Source organism: Glaciimonas sp. PAMC28666, assembly GCF_016917355.1.
Taxonomy (GTDB): Bacteria; Pseudomonadota; Gammaproteobacteria; order Burkholderiales; family Burkholderiaceae_D; genus Glaciimonas.
The window spans coordinates 2,876,510-2,894,678 of the sequence record NZ_CP070304.1; the positions used below are offsets into that span (position 1 = coordinate 2,876,510).

Below are 18,169 nucleotides of genomic sequence, written 5' to 3' on the forward strand. Positions count from 1 at the left end.
TAGTGTGGCAATTGATATGACAGACCAACCCATATCAATTAATCCTCATTCGGCACAGCCGTCTTCATTACAAGCATTGGCAAGAAGTCTTTGGCGCAATAGACAGCTTATTGTCCGAATGACCAGACGTGAAGTGGTTGGCCGATACAAAGGCTCGGCCATGGGTATGGCTTGGTCATTCTTCAATCCAGTGTTTATGTTGGTCGTGTACACGTTTGTTTTCTCTGAGATTTTTAAATCCAGATGGGGAGGTGTCGGCGCAAACGATAGCAAAACCGAATTCGCTGTTGTTCTTTTTGTTGGAATGATCGTACTAAATCTATTTAGTGAAGTGATCAATCGTGCGCCTGGATTGATTCTTTCAAACGTAAATTACGTCAAGAAAGTCGTTTTTCCTCTTGAGATTTTGCCCGTAATTTCTACGGGTGCCGCTCTTTTTCACGGACTCGTCAGCCTAGGTGTTCTGTTGGGTGCTTTTGTTATATTTAATGGCTACTTGCACTGGACGACAATTTTCATTCCCCTGGTGTTGTTACCGTTGGTAATTTTAACCACGGGCCTATCGTGGATGCTGGCATCCTTAGGCGTATTTTTGCGCGACGTAGGACAGACAGTTGCGATCATTACAACAGTGCTGATGTTCCTTTCCCCTGTGTTTTATCCGGTGACCGCGGTGCCTGAAAGATTCCGTCCTTTCATAATGGCCAATCCTCTCACTTTTATCATTGAGCAGGCACGTGAGGTCTTGATTTGGGGGCATTTGCCGAATTTTGTTGGATTAAGTGTGTATACACTCGCTGCGTTTGTCGTCGCCTGGATAGGGTACGCCTGGTTCCAAAAAACCAGAAAAGGATTTTCCGATGTCCTCTGATTTCGCCATTCAAGTTGAAGGTCTTAGTAAATGCTACCACATTTACGATAAGCCGAGAGATCGGCTGAAGCAAATGCTGACGCGTGGTGGGAAGCAATTTTTTCGCGAATTTTGGTCTCTGCGGGACGTATCTTTTTCCGTCGGGAAAGGCGAGACGGTGGGGATCATCGGACGCAATGGCAGTGGTAAATCCACGCTGCTCCAAATGATTTGTGGCACCGTTTCACCTACTGCTGGTACGGTACGCACTCGTGGAAGGGTAGCGGCGTTACTCGAGTTGGGGGCTGGATTCAATATTGAATTTACTGGCCGCGAGAATGTATTTCTAAATGCCGCGATTCTCGGCGTGCCCCAAGAAGAGATGGAAGCCAGAATGGAGGACGTTTTAACCTTTTCTGAATTGGGGGACTTTCTTGACCGCCCTGTTAAAACTTATTCTAGCGGTATGTACACACGCCTTGCGTTCTCAATAGCAATTCACGTCGATCCAGAAATTTTAATTGTCGATGAAGCTTTGGCGGTGGGGGATGCGCGCTTTGTCGCTAAGTGTATGCGCCGCATCAAAGATATTCAGCATAACGGCGCCACGATCTTATTTGTCAGCCATGACGTAGGGTCGGTGCGCACATTGTGTGAACGAGCCATTTGGTTAGACAAAGGGCGTGTTGTGGAGCTGGGAGACGTCTTCCCTGTGACGGGAAGGTTCACAGAATTTATGTTCAAGGATGAGGGCACGAAAGAAGAAGCTTTACGTGAAGAAATTTCCAAGGAGCGGAAATCGACCGCGTTAGGGATTATCGAGATAGCAAAAACAGATCAAGGAGCAGCGTTCCTGGCAGGACCAACCGAAATTACGACTGATCAGAGCAGCCCTCGAACGGGCCTGGATTCGCGGCCCGTTACGCATTGGGGGTCACATAAAAATATGATTCTCTCGGCCTCCGTTCGTGACCAACATGGCATGCGCAGAGACGTTCATGACTGGGGGGCAATGCTTAATATCGTTATTGAGGTTGACGTTCCGACGACTATTTCTCGTGAGCATCTTAGTATTGCGTTTTCAATCAAGGATCTGAAGGGAACCGATCTTTTTGTTTCTACGACTCAGGATTCCAGCGATGAACAGCTGCCTGACAAGGAGCGTTTTAGTGTCTCGTTCAGACTATCAAATCCGCTGGTCACTGGTAAATACTTATTAGTCGCGGCTATCGAAAATCGTCAGCATCGCGATATACATTATTACGAATACGTGGAGGGTGCCCATTACTTTTCATCGCTCTCCAATGAACGGTTTTTTGGATTATTGCACCCGCTGATCGAGCAGCAGATTTTGGAGGAATAAATGACACATCAAGACATCATCAATTCCGATCTATATTGGGATAGCCGTTTCGCAGAAAACTGGGAGGAGCACGACGGCCCAAGGCAATCTCGTTTTTTTGCCTCCCTTGCGATCGAACATCTACCATTCTGGCTGGTTGAGCAGTTGAAGCGGAATTCGCTAACGCTGGCTGACTGGGGATGCGCACAAGGTGATGGGACAGACGTTTGGGCGAGCTATATCGACGCGACCCAAATTACAGGCGTCGATTTTTCCGCCGTAGCAATCGACCAAGCTAATCAGCGCTACCCTTCTATTCGATTTATCAACGAAGACTGGTTAGTTGAAGGAAGTGTCTGCGAAGAAATGTTTGACGTAGTGTTTTCGTCGAATACGCTCGAACACTTTCACAAACCCTACGTCGCTTTGAACTCTATTTGCCAGCGAGCGAAGAAAGCCATTGTACTGGCTCTGCCCTATAAGGAAATGGAACGAATTGATGAGCATTTCTTCTCTTTCCTCCCAGAGAACATCCCTCTACGGCTGGCGAACGGATTTAGATTAATTTGGTCTCGGGTGGTGGATTGCCGAAAACTCCAAAATACGCGTTGGAGCGGCGACCAGGTAATTTTGGCCTATGTCGATACCAACTGGATTGACAATCTCCGACTCACTTTAAGTGATTGTCACATTGCGCAACTCGATGCGATTCGTATAAGTATTGTTTTGGAGGAGCGCGAACGTGAGAAAGCTGACTTGCAAAAAGAGATGGCTGAGTGGCGCACCGAGGCTAAGGAATTTTTTAATTGGTGGTCAGAGCAGCAGGTCAATACAATTCAGCGCAAGGGATTGATAAAGATTGGCGAAACCCAGCAGCAAATTTATGTGAGACAGCTTGCGGAAGTGAAGGAAATATTTAGCAAACAAAAGCAAATTAATGCTTTACAGCAGCTTGAATTGATGAAGATATCTGATTGGGCCACCAGCATCGATTCCGCACCAATTGCCTACGCTGCAAGAAAATATGGGCGCATTTTGGCGAGAGCTCTCTATAAATCGTTGCCATTGAGCTTAAATGTTAAGCAAAAATTGCGTAGTAATTTGATGCGCCTAAAACCATTGTCGCCCAGTACTGTGTCGCTGTCGAACTCGCTTAATACAGCGCGAATAAACTCCTTTAATGAAAACAGCTTGCTTTTAGGTCAAGGAAAGGAGCGTGATGTCTTTGTTTTCTCAGTAATAGATTGGCATTTCCGTATCCAGCGTCCCCAACAATTGGCACGCAGTTTTGCAAAGGCCGGTAGTCGGGTATTTTTCTTTAGCAATCACTTTATCGACTCTGTCGAACCCGGATATGACATTGAACAATTGGACCCCTTGCTTCCGATTTATCAGATAAAGCTTCATGTTCGGGGCGCGCCAGCGATTTACTTCGCACCTCCGACTTCTCATGCGGAGATTATGATTGAGGCTAGTATGGCCCGATTCGTTATGGATTTCGCGGCACTCTCAAGTCTTTCGATCATCCAACACGCGTATTGGTATCCATTGGTCCTCCGTTTGCCTAATACTTATCGCGTCTACGATTGCATGGATCACCATGAAGGATTCGGCAATGTCCCTGAGGAATTGATCGAAATAGAAAAGAACATGCTTCAGCGTAGCGACTTGGTGGTCGTCACTTCGTCGTGGCTGGAGAGTTTTGCGCGCGAGTCTGCACAGAACATCGCGGTAGTCCGAAATGCTTGTGAGTATGAGCATTTTGCAGACAGTCCCGAGGAGGTGTATGTCGATACCAATGGGCGGAAAATTATTGGCTATTACGGCGCTATCGCTGAGTGGTTCGATCTCGAAATTATACGGGCTATCGCTGCTGCGAATCCTGACGACTTGATTCTACTGGTCGGTAACGATACAGCGGGGGCGAGCTTAGCCCTTAAAGATATCAAAAATATCGTATTTACAGGGGAAGTGGCCTATTCAAAACTGCCTTTCTACCTTCATGCATTTGATGTGTGTATACTTCCGTTTAAGGTGATTCCTCTTACATTAGCGACGAACCCCGTAAAGATTTACGAATATCTTGCCGCTGGCAAGTTAGTTGTTAGTGTAGATCTCCCAGAAATCGCGCAGTTTGGGGATTTGGTTCAGCGGGCCAAATCAGTCGATGAATTTGTAGAACTGGTTACCAAGGCGAAGACATCTTATAAAGTTGATCCATCGAGAGAATCGGAACGCAAGGCATTTGGATCTCAGCAGACTTGGGACCATAGAGTGGCGGAGTTGGATGTTGCCATAAAATCCTTAGCATTGCCTAAAATTAGCGTGGTAGTTCTAACCTATAACAATCTTGATCTGACTATCGCTTGCTTAGTCAGTCTTGTGGAAAAATCGGACTATCCAAATCTTGAAATCATCGTAGTCGATAACGCTTCGATTGACGAAACGAGAGCTTATCTTGCCACCTTTCTAAAAAATTATCCGAGTACTAAAGTAATATTAAACGATGACAACTTGGGCTTTGCGGCGGGAAATAATGTTGGCCTAGCCGCAGCAACAGGAGATTATTTGGTGATGCTAAATAACGACACCGTAGTCACTCAAGGGTGGGCGATGACATTAATGCGGCATTTACAGGCTGATAAGTCGATAGGCTTAATTGGGCCGGTTACCAATAATATCGGTAACGAAGCTCGCATTGAAACATCTTATAAACAAATATCAGATATGCCTGTTGAAGCGTTTAATTACACGCTCAGCAAGATGGGGGATACGTTCGCAATAAAAAATGCGGCTTTCTTTTGCGTAATGATGCAAAGGCTAACATATGAGGCTTGCGGGCCGTTGAGTGAGGAATACGGACTCGGATTTTTCGAAGATGACGACTACTGCCGTCGGGTGGAGGCTTCTGGATTAAAAATATTATGCGCTAGAGATGTATTTATTCACCATCAGTTGTCCGCATCCTTTAATAAATTACCTAGCAAAGATAAGGAAGCTTTAATTGAGCGAAATAAAGCAATTTATGAAAGAAAATGGGGCCCGTGGATCCCGCACTCTTATCGAATTGAAAAAATAGAGTAATAAGAGATGCGTCTCTGGTTACCCGAATACATAGCATTTAAAAAACAATATTTTTAACTTTGTTGTAAGCAAACAGAGAATTAAAAATAGATTTAAAATATTGACTCGATTTTTTTAAAAATTTCTAGCCTTGTAGGGATGACGACTGTGGTAATAAAACAAAAATTAAATGGTCTGGGGAAATATGTTATTACTCTTGGTATTCTTTGGGTGATATTTTATTTAGGAGCCTACACCTCAGTATCTCCTGGGGTTCCTTCGTCTATACCAGTTCATCATGATGATTATACCAACTATGCCGCGACCACTCATAATCTATCATGGGGAGTTAGACCTTTATCAGGATTTTTAATCAGCGCATTATCTTCTATTGGCCCGAATTTTCTTATTTGGACAATCAGATTTTTGGCGGTAATTTATGTTTTTTTGTGTTTGAGTTTATTTGAACTAACGGAACCCAAAAATTATCGATGGTGGTTGGCCTGTTTTTTTGCAGTATTGTTATTTTCTTCACCCATGGTCGTCGAGTATTCCCGATACACCGGGATGATTACCCATCTAGTCTCTGGTTGCTTAGGCGTTGTCTCTGTCATTTACCTTCGGAAGGCCTTTTCCAATAATAGCCTTCGGTTTGCATGGATGGCGTTAATTGCGATTATTCTTTCCGTAACAGCAAAAGAAGATTTTTTGGTTTTGTTTGCGTTTTCTTATTTGTATTTATTTTTAAGCTTTTCAGCCGTTAAAGAGGTCCGACTTATTGGCTTAGCGGGGTTATTAATTGCCAGTTCACTTGTCATTGCATTTAAAGTCTTTTCAGCTACACAATTTCTTGGGGTGGTTTCACAGTCATCGTCCTATTACGTTAACATATCGCCGGTCTCTATCGCTAAAACCATGGTGGAGTACCTATCTGGCGCTAACCATCCTGCCATGTATATGCATGGCAATATGGTAATTGCATGTGTATTTATAACATTATTGATGACTTTAATAAGTAAAAAATTGTATCGTTTAAATGCTTTATATTTTTTAGGGTGTGCTTTTAGTGTAATGCTTCCGTATTCACTTTTACCGAACCATGTTAATGCTTACTACGAATACATATGGTTGCCATTTTTATTCATTGCCGCCTACTGCTCAGTTATCGGTGGTGCACATTCTATTTCCAGCTCAGTTAAATGGACCCGTATTGCACGCTATGTTGCGCCGATAGTATTGATTCTTTCAGCTATATTGGTAGCAAATATTGATTTTTCTGGCCGAAAAAGTGTTGCGGCTTGGTACGATCAACGGGCGCAAGAGAGTAGCGCGGTGTTGGCAAGTATAACCGAGCAATCCCTGAAGGCTCGCCCTAATGACGCATTGTGTGTACTAGGTGCTAATGAGTTTTCGCCTTGGTATATGCATAACGGTGAATATCTTTCGCGTGTGATGGGGCTGGAACATAAATGGTTCGTTTATGTTCCAAAAAATTCAAAAGCTTATCCAGGGTTTGAGATCGGAGCGCTATCATCCAAAGGATGGACGACATTAGAATCCGATTATAAGATTTCCTCTGATTGTTACGGGAAGACGGTTGACCTAAGACCACTTAACACTGACTAAGAATCGGCTTAACTAACGAGGATTGGCATTTACTTCATCAGAATTATTAGACACTTTTTTGAATTCTAAAGTATTTTTACCTCGTTCCGATCTCTGTTTTCACTTTCTAAGAAATTATAGAAAATATATGAAACCTCTAAAAGCGATTAATGATTTATTTCGACATAATCAACCCCTGGAAGCTCAAATTAGCGGCGTATTTAAACGTTTCTTTGACAAGGGCTGGTATATATTAGGTTCAGAAGTGGGCAGTTTTGAAAAGGAGTTTGCTCAGTACTGTGGAGTTGAGTTCGCTATCGGTGTCGCTAATGGGACTGACGCCATTGAGCTTGGTTTAAGAGCGTTGGGGGTGCAGGCAGGTCAGAAGGTCGCACTTGTAGCAAACGCTGGAGGGTATGGCACTATTGGGATCAATGCTATAGATGCGGTGCCGGTCTATGTGGATGTTGATGCGACGACATTCAATATGGACGTTAAATCATTAGAGGCAGTTTTAGATAAGCAAGATATTAAAGCTATTATCGTTACACATCTATACGGAAATCTAGCCAATATTGATGAGATATCGAATCTTGCGTCATCAAAGGGCATTAAATTGATGGAAGATTGTGCACAAGCCCATGGGGCTTATCGCCAAGGGAAAAAAGCTGGCTCTTGGGGGGACCTTGCAACATTTAGTTTTTATCCAACTAAGAACTTGGGCGCCTTGGGAGATGGCGGAGCGATCGTGACAAAAGACGCTACGATAGCAGAGCGTGTTAAGCAATTTAGGCAGTATGGTTGGGATCAAAAGTATCGTTCGACCTTATGTTATGGCCGAAACAGTCGTTTGGATGAAATTCAGGCAGCTATTCTAAGGATTAAATTACCTCTCTTAAACGAATGGAACGCGCGCAGGTCGGCTATCGCTGGTTTGTATGGGGCGCTCATCAATCATCCCCGGATTATTTTGCCCCGTGTTTCTGGAGCGGACCATGTCGCTCACCTCTACGTTATTCGTACTGGACAAAGAGCTTCTCTGTCACAGCATTTACGTGCATCAGACGTCCCCCATGATATTCACTTTCCAGTGCCGGATCACAGACAACCTATGTTTCTTGATCGCTTTTCCGATGTTGTACTTCCGGTTTCAGAAGTGCTGTGTAACGAAGTGCTAACGTTGCCCTGTTTCCCGGAAATGAACGACGAAGAGGTAAATTGGGTAGCTGCAGCAGTGAATAAATGGATACCTTGATGTACTCGTTAATTATTCCAGTATATAAAAATCAAGAGTCAATTAACGATTTGATATCGACCGTTGATTCAATGAACAAAGAATTAAACGGTCAGCTCGAGGTCGTGTTTGTAGTCGATGGGAGCCCCGATGCGTCGGCACAGATGTTACAGGCGCGTTTACCTAAAGAGTCATTTAGATCACGTTTAATTCTGCTGTCGCGCAATTTCGGCTCATTTTCAGCGATACGCGTTGGACTGCAGAATGCAAGTGGTCAATACTTTGCTGTCATGGCGGCCGATTTGCAAGAGCCCCCGGAATTGGTTTTGAGTTTTTTCCGAATTTTAGAAGCAAACGAATTCGATGTGGTGGTTGGCTCACGAGAAGGGCGCGCCGACCCTTTTTATAGTCGCATTTCTTCGGGTATATTTTGGACGGTGTATCGGAAATTTATAGTTCAAGAGATGCCCGAGGGGGGCGTAGATGTGTTCGGCTGCAATGAAGCTTTTAGAAATTGTTTGCTCTCCTGTGAGGAGGCGAATACCTCTCTCATCGCAATGATTTTTTGGCTCGGCTTTAGGCGCAAGCAAGTCTCCTATGATCGTCGTGAAAGAACTCACGGCGTCTCAGCTTGGACGTTTCGAAAAAAAATTAATTATTTGATGGACAGTGTATTTGCTTTCACTGATTTGCCGATAAAATTTCTGTTAGGGCTGGGTGTTGTAGGGGTAGCAGTTTCGGTATTTTTTGGACTGTTAGTCTTATTTGCCCGACTGTCAGGTTTATTGACATTGCCCGGCTACGCTGCAACCATGTTGATGGTCCTTTTCTTTGGTGGAATTAACACATTTGGTCTTGGGCTAGTTGGTTCTTATGCTTGGAGAGGTTACGAAAACACCAAGCATAGACCCTTAGCAATCATTCTGCGCGAGTTCAAATTCCCAGACCAACAAAAACAAATGGAACAAAGGGAATCGTAAATGTCATTTTATATACATCCAAACGCTATTTGCGAGTCGGCTCACATTGGCTTAGGTACCAGAGTCTGGGCTTTTGCGCATATTCTTCCGGATGCCATCATAGGAATCGATTGCAATATTTGCGATGGTGTTTTCATTGAAAACAAAGTTTCCGTGGGTAACCGGGTAACGATTAAATGCGGTGTGCAATTATGGGATGGAGTCACTCTAGAGGATGATGTCTTTGTCGGACCTAACGTGACATTTACAAATGATCGCAGACCAAGAAGCAAGCAGTATCCCGATGAATTCGAAAAAACGTTGGTTTGCGCTGGCGCTTCGATCGGTGCAAACGCAACAATCCTTCCCGGTTTAGTCATTGGACGGCGCGCCATGATCGGCGCCGGTGCTGTGGTTACGCAATCAGTTCCACCTAATGCGATAGTGGTGGGGAATCCGGCCCGTATTACCGGTTATGTTGACTCCCTTCCATTCATGCCAGTAGACGTGCGTGAAGGGACAAAACTGGGACCGGTTGATCCGACGCAAGTTCGAGGCGTGACATTGCATCACTTCAACCATGTCAATGATTTGCGCGGCAGTCTATCCGTTGGTGAGTTCGAACGGGAGATTCCTTTTATTCCTCGGCGCTACTTCTTAGTCTTTGATGTCCCCAGCGAGGAAACACGAGGACAGCATGCTCACAAGGTATGTCATCAATTTTTAATTTGCGTAAAGGGACGTTGTGCTGTGGTGGCGGACGACGGAAAAGCCAGACAAGAATTTATGCTTGACTCACCTGCTACTGGATTGTACTTGCCTCCGATGACCTGGGGCACGCAATACAAGTATTCGCCCGATGCGATATTGCTGGTTTTTGCATCCGATTTTTATGATGCTGATGACTATATCCGCGAATACGGCGAGTTTATAGATTTAACGGAGTAACCGATGAGTTTTTTACGCCATTTTCTTAACCTTCGATTTCTTCGATTTTTAGTTACTGGCACCATGAACACCGCAGTGACATTTGGTGTATACGTCGCACTAAAAAGAACATTGGATTACCAAATAGCCTACTTGCTGTCATATGCGTTCGGTATTTTGTTCGCATATTTTATGAGCGCTTTGTTTGTGTTTAAAAAACGAGTTTCCATAAAAACCTTTATTTGGTTTCCGTTGATTTACTTGGTTCAGTACGCCTTGGGCGCGATGTTACTGGGATTTTTAGTACGAGTGTTGGGATTGTCGGCGACCTTCGCACCACTATTTGTAATTGTCGTGACCTTGCCGCTCAGTTTTTTACTAAGCCGTTTCGTATTACTAAAAAGTTAGATTACTTATGACACCCAAGAAAATTATCTGCGTGGTTGGCACACGTCCAGAAGCTATAAAAATGGCTCCGATTATCCTGGCGCTAAAAAAATGTAAAGAATTTAATGTTCGTGTATTGGCTACCGCTCAGCACCGCCAAATGCTGGATCAAGTTTTAAAGGTATTTAATATTGAGCCAGATATCGATTTCAATATCATGCGTCCTAATCAGGCACTTACGACTTTAACTGGGCGCTTGCTCCTCGAACTTGACGAAGTATTAATAACTGAAAAACCGGATGTAGTTTTGGCACAGGGCGACACAACCACTGTCATGTCAGTTGCATTAGCGTGCTTTTATCATCGAATTCCCTTTGGCCACGTGGAGGCCGGTTTGCGTACCTGGGATATGGACAATCCTTTCCCCGAGGAATTAAATCGTGTGATCGCAGGAAAACTTTCTCGCTGGCATTTTGCTCCTACAGAGAGCTCGCGAAATAACCTTGTTAAAGAAGGTGTTCCACCAGATCAAATTTGGGTCACAGGCAATAGCGTTATAGACGCACTTAAATCCGTGGCCGATACTCGTCCGAGTATCGGTGTAAAGCTGGACGATTCTAAGCGTTTGATATTGGTGACTGCGCACCGCCGCGAAAACTTTGGGGAGCCGATCCGTGAGATTTGCCGCGCAGTGTTGGCGCTAGTAGAGCGAAATGAGGATGTACAGGTCCTTTATCCGGTGCATCCAAACCCTAATGTCCAGTCGGTAGCACACGAGTTGTTAGGCGGGCATCCTCGGATCGTTCTTTGCGACCCTCTCGATTATTTACCTTTTGTTGGCGCCATGCAACGAGCTTATCTAATTCTGAGTGACTCAGGAGGGGTACAGGAAGAAGCACCTGCATTGGGAAAACCCGTTTTAGTACTTCGACGAGAAACGGAACGACCAGAGGCAGTTGAAGACGGGGTTGTCAAATTAGTCGGTAGTGATTTTGAATGCATCGTTGGAGAGGCTCAACTATTATTGGACGATGAATCTGCTTACCGCGAAATGGCTAGAGGGGTTTCCCCGTATGGGGACGGCCTTACTGCTGACAGAATTGTTAGGGTATTGCTAGAGTATATACAACAATGCGATTGATTTATTTCTCGCCTGTTCCATGGGCGAGTTTTGCGCAGCGCCCTCATAAATTTGTGGAGTGGTTTCGTGCAACTCGTGGAAAAGAGGTCCTATGGATTGATCCTTATCCAACACGACTCCCTCGGCTTGCAGATTTACGAACCAGAGGCCGCGCAAAAAATGGAGAAGTAGTTGCACCCGATTGGCTAACTATCGTTAGCCCAAGAGTACTGCCGATTGAACCGTTGCTAGGTATTTCCTTATTTAATCGACTGCTTTGGAATAAAGTAATTCAGAGAGTTAATAGTTTTATAAAAGATGGGGAATGCCAGATAGTCATTGGTAAACCTTCAGAACTGGCGCTTCGAGTAATTGCTTTAAATCCGACTGTTTTTTCGCTATACGACGCTATGGATGATTTTCCTGCGTTTTATTGCGGGCTATCGCACTTATCAATGAGGCGACGTGAACAGGCAGTTGCGGCAAAAGTGAGCCAAATATCAGTGTCTTCTGCGACCTTAGTCGACAAATTTGCTTCTTACCGTTTAAAACTCATCCTCGCTCTTAATGCCTGCGCGGTCGATAGCCTCCCACCCGTTAGCTTAAAAGGGCGTATTGATAAGCCCGTTATAGGCTACGTCGGTACCATCTCCGAATGGTTCGATTGGTCCCTCGTTTTTTGTTTGGCAGCTTCGAATCCTTCCGTATGCATCCGCCTGATTGGGCCCGTGCACTCGATGCCCCCAGGACGTTTACCGCAAAATCTAGAGATGTTACCTGCTTGCGATCATGGCACAGCCATGAAGCTTATGGGAGAATTTTCAATTGGTTTAATTCCTTTTAAACTTACTAACTTAACTGCAGCAGTTGATCCAATTAAATACTACGAATATCGTGCGCTGGGTTTGCCTGTGATATCTACAAGCTTTGGACAGATGGCCTTGCGGCACGGGGATGAAGGTGTTTTTATCGTGGAAAAAAATAGTAATTTGGTCGCATTAACTAACGCAGCAATGGCATTTGAAGATAAGTTAAGCGAAATCGAAGAATTTAGGGCAAAAAATTCATGGTTAAAGCGTTTTACCGAGAGCGGATTGCTCACAGCTGTTACTCAGAGGCTGTAAATTGAATTGCGGCTCCTTATCGGCTATTAATTATAGCTACGTAATTGAGCGTTTCTTTTTGTTTGTTTGGGAAGAAAAATTTTGGACAAAAGGACTTAGTAGTCAGACCAAAACGGTTTTCCATCGGATTAGTTGCCGCAGGCTATTACTATTTTAGCATCCAATTGCAAGTCCTGATGTAAGTCTTGTGAACTGGCTGACCAGTGCCGACAAATATATGCTCTTTGTTTGTTATTTTTGGTTTTATTAGTTGGACTCGATTTGACCGATTTGACGTCCTTTCATCGATATTTATAAATTATGCAAAAAATATTTTCAATATCCATTGTAAGTCACGGTCACAGTAGATATATAGAAGAATTGATTCGAGATATATCGCGAATAAATAGGGATGATATCGAAGTTATTTTGACACTCAATTTGCAGGAAGAATTTAAAATAAATTTTACTCGGCTTCCTTTTGCTATTCGCGTTATACAAAATATTACACCAAAAGGCTTTGCTGCAAATCACAACGCGGCTTACGCTTTGAGTACGGGGAAGAATTTTGTGATTTTAAATCCGGATATTAAACTCGTGGACGATCCATTTGACGAATTATTGCATTTGCAAAAAAAAATGCCAGATAACATTTATGCGCCGATAATATTAAATGGAAGATATCAGGTTGAAGAGAGTGCACGCAATTTTCCGAGTCCATATTTATTATGTAGAAAATTAATTGGTCAGCTTTGTAACTCACCACTGACACCTGAAGTACTTATCGCCAATGACGATGCCATCATGCCCGATTGGGTCGCTGGTATGTTCATCATGATTCCGCGCGATATTTTTTTAAAATTGAGCGGGTTAAATGAAAAATATTATATGTATTACGAAGACGTCGATCTTTGCGCAAGGGCTCGGCTGGCTAAATGTAAAATATTGGTCTGTAAGCGAGCGAAAGTCATTCATGAGGCCCAACACGATAGTCATAAAAAGTTGCGTTATTTAATATGGCATGTGGGCAGCGCCTTCAGATTCTTCACATCTAGCGCCTACTTGAAGATCAGTTGGGACCGTATCGTACAAAAAAAGTCGAAATTATAAAAATCGCTTCGGCGCTTGTAATAACCGGCAATCTATTGATGGGACGCATCTGCAAATTTCAAATACAAAAATAGATAATGGCATTCTTCTTACCGGGGCCGGAGGGTTCGTAGGCCGCGCGCTAGCGTTAGCCTTGATCGAACACGGGGCTAAGTTGACTTGTGCTATTAGAACTGCAATTATTTTGACGGATGCTCGAACTGAATTAATCTCAAATATTGATGAGCTAACAGATTGGTCATGTTGCCTAAAAGGAATAGACACGGTCATTCATTCCGCGGCGCGGGTGCACATCATGCAGGATGGCGCTAGCGACCCTCTTGCTGAATTCAGACGCGTGAACGTTGGCGGTACATTGAATTTAGCCAGGCAGGCCGCGACGGCCGGCGTGAGGCGATTTATCTTTATCAGCTCAATTAAAGTTAATGGCGAAGCGACAATAAATGGCGTCAAATTTACCGAACAGGATTTTCCTTGTCCCCAAGATGCTTATGGAATTTCAAAGTACGAGGCTGAGCTAGGTTTACTCGAATTGGGTAAGGAAACAGGTTTAGAGATTGTTATCATTCGACCCCCGTTGATTTATGGTCCAGGTGTTAAGGCCAATTTTGCAAGCATGTTACGTTTGGCGCGCGCTCAAATACCGTTGCCTTTTGGCGCAGTGAGAAATAAAAGAAGTTTTGTATATCTGGGAAACTTAATAAGCTTAATTCTATGCTGTATAGAGCATCCGGACGCAGCGAATGAGATATTTCTCGTGTCGGATGGAACTGATTTGTCAATTTCGGAAGTACTCCGTGCTTGCGCAATTGCATTCGAGAAGCGCTCATTTTTGTTTTCAGTTCCTCCTTTTTTATTAATGGGAATAGCTGGTATTTTAGGAAAACGTCCGTTGGCGCAACGTCTTCTGGGATCTTTGCAAGTTGATATCAGTAAATCAAAAAGAATATTAGGCTGGGCGCCCCCCATATCCATAGAAGATGGCTTGAAAGAAACAGTGAAACGTGAGTTCGAAAGTTAGGTGTTTATATGAAGCGGTTTTTTGACTTATTTTTGGCTATCGTTGCATCTATTTTTTTATGCATTCCTATGATTTTTATTGCTTTGTGGGTTCTGGCAGCATCCCAAGGTCCAATTGTTTACTGGTCAGATCGCGTCGGGCGTGGCAATAAGATTTTTCGAATGCCTAAATTTCGTACGATGCAAGTAAATACCCCAGCGGTAGCTACACATTTATTGACTGATGCAAACAAATATTTGACATCTAATGGATCTTTTTTAAGAAAATCCAGTTTGGATGAATTGCCTCAAATATGGAGTATTCTCTGCGGTGACATGAGTTTTGTTGGACCGCGGCCTGCGTTATTTAATCAAGATGATCTCATTTCGTTGCGTACGGAGTATGATGTTGACAAGTTGAGGCCGGGTTTAACTGGTTGGGCGCAGGTAAATGGACGGGATGAATTGCCGATTTCTCAAAAAGTGAAGCTTGATGTTGAGTATATGCACAATAGTTCGATATTTTTAGATATAAGAATAATTTTTCTTACGCTATTGAAAGTAGCGCGTCGAGACAATGTGACACATTAAGGTGATCTGATGTTTGTTACCTCCGATCATTATTTATTTACTACCTTTGATTGAATTTTTTATATGATCTGGTTTCTAAATTTATCGCGGATTTATAAGCAGCTTATCGCGGTAACGTTAGACGTCGTCTTTTTACCTTTAACATTTTGTCTGGCAATCTGGCTACGTTACGATTACCTCAATATTGCCTTACTAAATCAATACAAGTTATTACTTATCGCTGCCCCTATAATCTCAATCCCGGTTTTTATTCGCTTGGGTTTATATCGGGCGGTCATCAGATTTATAGATCATAAAATTGTTTATGTCGTTGTGCTGGGAGTTTCGCTTTCCGTCATTACATTAGCGGCCTTGGCAACCTTCACGCAGACGGGCGGATATTCCCGTGCTGTGTTCGGGACATATTGGATCAGCACGATACTTTATTTGGCTGCGAGTCGGTTTATTGCTCGTGCATATCTGCTGCAACTAAGCGGTTTCATTGGAAATGCTGGCGCAGTGCGCGTTGCCATTTATGGCGCTGGTCATGCGGGATCGCAACTTGCCATTGCCTTACGCACCGGTAACGAATATCTGCCCGTAGCGTTTGTCGATGATAAAAAAGAACTGCACAATGCCACTATTGCAGGAATTCGGGTCTTTTCGGCCGGGGAGTTGCGTGACCTCATAGTGCGCTTCGATATCAAAGAAATACTGGTTGCGATACCATCGCAAAGTAAGGCGCAGCAGAAGCGAATTCTCGATCACCTTGAGCCACTTAAAGTAAAGATTAAGGTAGCGCCGCCCATAAAGAGTTTAATTAATGGTGAACTGCGCGTTCAGGATATTCGGGAAATCGAAATTGAAGATTTGTTAGGGCGAGACCAAGTGGATCCAGATCCTAATTTGATTTCGGCTTGCATTGTAAATAAGTCGGTAATGGTAACGGGAGCAGGCGGATCAATCGGGTCTGAGCTGTGTCGTCAAATTATCCGGCAACACCCATCGCATTTAATTTTGCTCGAAATGTCAGAGTTCGGATTATATTCGATTGAGCAGGAACTGACTGAACTGAAACAGAATCTGGGGATTGAGCTGGAGTTGTTGCCTTTTCTTGGTTCGGTACTCGATACTCATAAATGCGAGCGCATCATGCGCACCTTTTCGGTTGAAACCGTTTATCACGCTGCCGCTTACAAGCATGTTCCGTTAGTTGAACATAATCCGATTGAAGGTATTCGAAATAATGTCTTTGGTACGTTGAGTTTGGCGAAAGCTGCAATGGCGTCGGGCGTTAAATCATTTGTTTTGATTTCCACTGACAAGGCCGTGCGGCCTACCAACGTTATGGGTTCGACGAAGCGCTTTGCCGAGTTGATATTGCAGGCTTTTTCGCGCCTTCAGGCGAGGTCACCATCGCGGACCCGATTCTGCATGGTGCGTTTTGGTAATGTGCTGGGTTCTTCTGGTTCGGTGGTCCCGCTATTTCGTAAGCAGATCGTTGGCGGTGGGCCTATTACGCTGACGCATCCAGAGATTATGCGTTATTTTATGACAACCCCCGAGGCCGCACAATTAGTTTTACAAGCTGGTGCAATGGGCGAGGGAGGGGATGTATTCGTCCTTGATATGGGTGATCCCGTAAAGATTGTTGATTTGGCAAAGCGCATGGTGCATTTAAGCGGGCTTGAAGTGCTATCCGACGCTACGCCAGACGGTACGATTGAAATTAACCACGTTGGTTTGCGTCCCGGTGAAAAGCTGTTCGAAGAGCTTCTCATTGGTGAGCACGTGGAGGGAACGGAACATCCCCTCATCATGCGCGCTCAGGAGTTGGAGATCCCGTGGGTGGTATTGCAGGATTTATTGGCGAAGCTGGATGTCGCATGCGACCAGTTTAATTATGAAGAGGTCCGAGCAATACTCTTACGTACAGTGGCCGAATATACACCGCAGTGCGAAATCGCAGATTTCATCTGGAGCGCTCAAGAGAATAAAGATCGCGCTGCTTAAGGCCTCCTTATGAATTTTATTGCTCTGGTTGAGAGAATAATTATCTGTCTTTATTTGTATGAAAAATAGAATAAAAGCTCTTCTGATTATGAATTCCCTGTTTTTTTTATTTATTAAATTATTGGTTGGATGCATCGACTTTGAAAAATTGGTAAATCTTTTTCATTACGATAAACTTAGTTTTCGATTTTAAGTTTTAGAATGCCGCGACGATGCATAATATGATCTCGGGGCAATTCGCTGTAATTTTCAATAAGGTAATTAGTGGAATTTTTCCAGCGAACACAAGTGTTAACTGCATGTGCAGTTTTCAATTAACCTTAAATTAGCGGAGTAATTATGGATTTGTCAGGCCTAACGGTTGCCCAGTTACGGGTTTTGCAGGAACAAGTGAAGCAAAGTTTAAAGGATCGCGAGCGCGAAGAAATGACGAAAGCGCGTGATCAGATTTTAGCCATCGCCCAAAGCGCAGGTATTTCTTTAAAGGATTTATTGAGTACGCCTCCAAAGAATAAAAATTACGTATCAAAAAATAAAGTTGCAGTGCGTTACCGCAATCCTGCTGATGCTTCATTGCAATGGACGGGACGTGGTCGTCAGCCAAAGTGGATACAAGAGTGGGTTTCCTCAGGTAAATCGCTTGACGCTTTACACGTATAACGTTGCCTTACAACTCTTTATAAGTTCTGAGCTTTCACTTTAATATTCATTATCAAATTTCGCGTCCGATTAAGCAGCTGAAATGAGTAACTAAAATTGTTACTACAACAACGCGCGATGGAGTAATCTTATTAAATGTATGCTTGGCTGATGGGTCCTATCGCCAATGCTGCGTACTCACGCAAAGACAAACGGTTGATCGCCCGGAGTGATGCGACAGCGCACGA

General features: G+C 43.8%; 15 protein-coding genes. All 15 read left to right on the forward strand.

Annotation, left to right across the window (positions count from 1 at the left end; genetic code table 11):
• Positions 1 to 16 precede the first annotated feature (16 nt).
• The 15 genes from JQN73_RS12370 to JQN73_RS12440 all read left to right on the forward strand — a co-directional run bounded on the left by JQN73_RS12370 (position 17) and on the right by JQN73_RS12440 (position 17,942).
• On the forward strand, positions 17 to 871 hold the full coding sequence (locus JQN73_RS12370; RefSeq protein WP_205319086.1) for an ABC transporter permease: 855 nt from the start codon (positions 17 to 19) through the stop codon (positions 869 to 871).
• A complete protein-coding gene (locus JQN73_RS12375) occupies positions 861 to 2,213 on the forward strand; it encodes an ABC transporter ATP-binding protein (RefSeq protein ID WP_205319087.1) in 1,353 nt (450 codons plus the stop codon). The genes JQN73_RS12370 and JQN73_RS12375 overlap by 11 nt, the downstream gene beginning before the upstream one ends.
• A complete protein-coding gene (locus tag JQN73_RS12380) occupies positions 2,214 to 5,276 on the forward strand; it encodes a glycosyltransferase (protein WP_205319088.1) in 3,063 nt (1,020 codons plus the stop codon).
• Between the two features lie 147 nt (positions 5,277 to 5,423).
• Positions 5,424 to 6,881, forward strand: coding sequence for a hypothetical protein (locus JQN73_RS12385; RefSeq protein WP_205319089.1), 1,458 nt, complete (start codon positions 5,424 to 5,426; stop codon positions 6,879 to 6,881).
• 127 nt (positions 6,882 to 7,008) lie between these two features.
• Positions 7,009 to 8,115 (forward strand): DegT/DnrJ/EryC1/StrS aminotransferase family protein, encoded by a 1,107-nt coding sequence (locus JQN73_RS12390; RefSeq protein ID WP_205319090.1) that lies wholly within the window; start codon positions 7,009 to 7,011, stop codon positions 8,113 to 8,115.
• The gene (locus JQN73_RS12395) at positions 8,103 to 9,074 is read left to right on the forward strand and encodes a glycosyltransferase family 2 protein (protein WP_205319091.1); all 972 of its coding nucleotides are present in this window, start codon (positions 8,103 to 8,105) and stop codon (positions 9,072 to 9,074) included. Before JQN73_RS12390 ends, JQN73_RS12395 begins: the two co-directional genes overlap by 13 nt.
• On the forward strand, positions 9,075 to 10,001 hold the full coding sequence (locus JQN73_RS12400) for a WxcM-like domain-containing protein (RefSeq protein ID WP_205319092.1): 927 nt from the start codon (positions 9,075 to 9,077) through the stop codon (positions 9,999 to 10,001).
• A 3-nt stretch (positions 10,002 to 10,004) separates the two neighbouring features.
• Positions 10,005 to 10,388, forward strand: coding sequence for a GtrA family protein (locus tag JQN73_RS22785; RefSeq protein ID WP_205319093.1), 384 nt, complete (start codon positions 10,005 to 10,007; stop codon positions 10,386 to 10,388).
• Positions 10,389 to 10,395: 7 nt separating this feature from the next.
• Positions 10,396 to 11,508, forward strand: a complete 1,113-nt coding sequence (gene wecB, locus JQN73_RS12410; protein WP_205319094.1) for a non-hydrolyzing UDP-N-acetylglucosamine 2-epimerase — start codon at positions 10,396 to 10,398, stop codon at positions 11,506 to 11,508.
• Complete coding sequence (locus tag JQN73_RS12415; protein ID WP_205319095.1) at positions 11,499 to 12,611, forward strand: glycosyl transferase; 1,113 nt, start codon at positions 11,499 to 11,501, stop codon at positions 12,609 to 12,611. The genes wecB and JQN73_RS12415 overlap by 10 nt, the downstream gene beginning before the upstream one ends.
• Before the next feature lie 300 nt (positions 12,612 to 12,911).
• Positions 12,912 to 13,700, forward strand: a complete 789-nt coding sequence (locus JQN73_RS12420) for a hypothetical protein (RefSeq protein ID WP_205319096.1) — start codon at positions 12,912 to 12,914, stop codon at positions 13,698 to 13,700.
• A gap of 82 nt (positions 13,701 to 13,782) precedes the next feature.
• A complete protein-coding gene (locus tag JQN73_RS12425; protein ID WP_370551362.1) occupies positions 13,783 to 14,721 on the forward strand; it encodes a UDP-glucose 4-epimerase family protein in 939 nt (312 codons plus the stop codon).
• An 8-nt stretch (positions 14,722 to 14,729) separates the two neighbouring features.
• Positions 14,730 to 15,290, forward strand: a complete 561-nt coding sequence (locus JQN73_RS12430) for a sugar transferase (RefSeq protein ID WP_205319097.1) — start codon at positions 14,730 to 14,732, stop codon at positions 15,288 to 15,290.
• A 63-nt stretch (positions 15,291 to 15,353) separates the two neighbouring features.
• Positions 15,354 to 17,282: a nucleoside-diphosphate sugar epimerase/dehydratase gene (locus JQN73_RS12435; RefSeq protein ID WP_205319098.1), complete on the forward strand. Its 1,929-nt coding sequence runs from the start codon at positions 15,354 to 15,356 to the stop codon at positions 17,280 to 17,282.
• Between the two features lie 339 nt (positions 17,283 to 17,621).
• Positions 17,622 to 17,942: an H-NS family nucleoid-associated regulatory protein gene (locus JQN73_RS12440; RefSeq protein ID WP_205319099.1), complete on the forward strand. Its 321-nt coding sequence runs from the start codon at positions 17,622 to 17,624 to the stop codon at positions 17,940 to 17,942.
• Positions 17,943 to 18,169: the final 227 nt, after the last annotated feature.

Excerpts from the sequence above, each read along its gene's own strand:
- JQN73_RS12380 (WP_205319088.1), top strand. The coding sequence starts at position 2,214 with ATGACACATCAAGACATCATCAATTCCGATCTATATTGGGATAGCCGT.
- JQN73_RS12375 (WP_205319087.1), top strand. The coding sequence starts at position 861 with ATGTCCTCTGATTTCGCCATTCAAGTTGAAGGTCTTAGTAAATGCTAC.
- JQN73_RS12435 (WP_205319098.1), top strand. The coding sequence starts at position 15,354 with ATGATCTGGTTTCTAAATTTATCGCGGATTTATAAGCAGCTTATCGCG.
- JQN73_RS12390 (WP_205319090.1), top strand. The coding sequence starts at position 7,009 with ATGAAACCTCTAAAAGCGATTAATGATTTATTTCGACATAATCAACCC.
- JQN73_RS12415 (WP_205319095.1), top strand. The coding sequence starts at position 11,499 with ATGCGATTGATTTATTTCTCGCCTGTTCCATGGGCGAGTTTTGCGCAG.
- JQN73_RS12400 (WP_205319092.1), top strand. The coding sequence starts at position 9,075 with ATGTCATTTTATATACATCCAAACGCTATTTGCGAGTCGGCTCACATT.
- JQN73_RS12440 (WP_205319099.1), top strand. The coding sequence starts at position 17,622 with ATGGATTTGTCAGGCCTAACGGTTGCCCAGTTACGGGTTTTGCAGGAA.
- wecB (WP_205319094.1), top strand. The coding sequence starts at position 10,396 with ATGACACCCAAGAAAATTATCTGCGTGGTTGGCACACGTCCAGAAGCT.
- JQN73_RS12420 (WP_205319096.1), top strand. The coding sequence starts at position 12,912 with ATGCAAAAAATATTTTCAATATCCATTGTAAGTCACGGTCACAGTAGA.
- JQN73_RS22785 (WP_205319093.1), top strand. The coding sequence starts at position 10,005 with ATGAGTTTTTTACGCCATTTTCTTAACCTTCGATTTCTTCGATTTTTA.
- JQN73_RS12370 (WP_205319086.1), top strand. The coding sequence starts at position 17 with ATGACAGACCAACCCATATCAATTAATCCTCATTCGGCACAGCCGTCT.
- JQN73_RS12430 (WP_205319097.1), top strand. The coding sequence starts at position 14,730 with ATGAAGCGGTTTTTTGACTTATTTTTGGCTATCGTTGCATCTATTTTT.
- JQN73_RS12395 (WP_205319091.1), top strand. The coding sequence starts at position 8,103 with ATGGATACCTTGATGTACTCGTTAATTATTCCAGTATATAAAAATCAA.